Below are 1,710 nucleotides of genomic sequence, written 5' to 3'. Positions count from 1 at the left end.
ATCTATATAATTACAAATCTTGGGTTCACGTTTCATGATTTCAAGAACATCCATCGGGAAACCAGTAGGGAAGGCGTAATGCAAACGAATCCATTCGATGCCTTCTACTTTTACCAACGCTTCTAGTAATTCACCTAATGCACGTTTTTTGTATAAATCAAGACCATAATAAGTCAAATCTTGGGCAATAAGAATCAATTCTTTTACGCCATTTTTTGCTAATCCTTCAGATTCTTTTACTAATTTTTCGATAGTTTGTGATACGTTTTTTCCACGCATAAGCGGAATCGCACAAAAACTACAAGGTCTATCACAACCTTCAGAAATTTTTAGGTAAGCATAGTTTTTTGGAGTCGTAGTTAATCTTTCTCCTAATAATTCATGCTTATAATCAGCTCCCAATGCTTTTAGTAAGGCTGGTAATTCTGTTGTACCAAAATACTGATCCACATTCGGGATTTCTTTCTCTAAATCGGGTCTATAACGCTCAGATAAACATCCAGTTACGAATACTTTATCAACTAAACCACGTTCTTTTTTGTCAGCGTATTCCAAAATTGTATTTACCGATTCTGCTTTGGCATTATCTATAAATCCACAAGTATTTATCACCACAATGTTACCCTCTTCTTCGTGTACTACGTCTTTTCCACTCGCCTTGAGTTGCCCCATAAGCACTTCGCTATCATACACGTTTTTAGAACACCCAAGAGTGATTACATTGATTTTATTTTTTTTTAACGATTTGGTTCTCATATACTTGAAATTAATTTTCGGAGTTTCGGAGTGCAAAATTACGCTTTTATTTTTGGTATTGCTATGTTTTTTTGTTTTTAGGAGCTATTTCCTGCTGTACGCTATATCTTTTTTCCCGCTTTTTTGCGGGAGAAAAGGATGTCGCTGCCATCAGGGCTAAAAAGAAACCGTCTCGTTTTTTAGGACAAGACGGTTTTATCATTTGTTTTTTAAACTTATAACTCCAACGCAAATGTTAGTGTAACATTATTGTTTGTAGTATTTATTTTTGCTGCATCAGTAAAACCTTGCGAGAAAAACTGCTGGTTAGAATCTCTTTTTGAAGTCGAATAGGCCAAATCTAGTTTTTTGTTTCCAAAATTGAACCCAATTCCTCCAGAATAACCAGTCAAATTACCAATTGTAGTGGCATTTTTGTAAGGACTTTGTTCAAAATGATAGCCACCACGAAGACTAAATTGTTTTATTTTATACTCACCAGCAACCCTATATTCTGAAGCTTTTTCTCTAGAATGTAAAGTTAATGAATTATTTAAAGATTGAAATATTTCATCATTTTTTGGACTAAATGCCGAGTTTCCATAATTTTTCAAACTATAATCAAAACTAAGTAATCCTTTTTTACCAAAAATATATGCAAAACTTCCGGTCAGTTTCCCTGGAGTTTGTAGTTTGTATACTGGATAAATAATAGTAATATCGGGATTTACGTTGTCTTGAGGTAATTCCCCAATATTGTTTCCACTAACGGTTGAGATTCCCTGTTTTAACTCATCATTTAGTTTGTACCAAGTAGGTGATTGATATGAAACACCCAAACGAATTTCTTTTATTGGCTTAAGAATAGCACCTAATTGGAGTGAAAATCCAGATCCGTAAGTATATAAATCATTGTTAAAACGAATTCGTTTTATTAAATCAGTTGCAGTTGTATTTACAAAATCATTTCTTTCA

At 33.5% G+C, this 1,710-nt stretch carries 2 protein-coding genes; both read right to left on the bottom strand.

Translation table 11 applies throughout. The features are described 5' to 3' along the window. Nucleotides 1-756 (bottom strand): radical SAM protein (locus ACHZC3_RS05350; protein WP_394758847.1); only part of this gene is annotated, 756 nt, incomplete at its 3' end. A gap of 215 nt (nt 757-971) precedes the next feature. After that, the coding region (locus tag ACHZC3_RS05345; RefSeq protein ID WP_394758846.1) for an OmpP1/FadL family transporter at nt 972-1,710 on the bottom strand (739 nt) is incomplete at its 5' end.

The organism is Flavobacterium sp., assembly GCF_043720215.1.
Classification (GTDB): Bacteria; Bacteroidota; Bacteroidia; order Flavobacteriales; family Flavobacteriaceae; genus Flavobacterium.
This window is presented reverse-complemented; position numbering and strand designations above follow the sequence as displayed.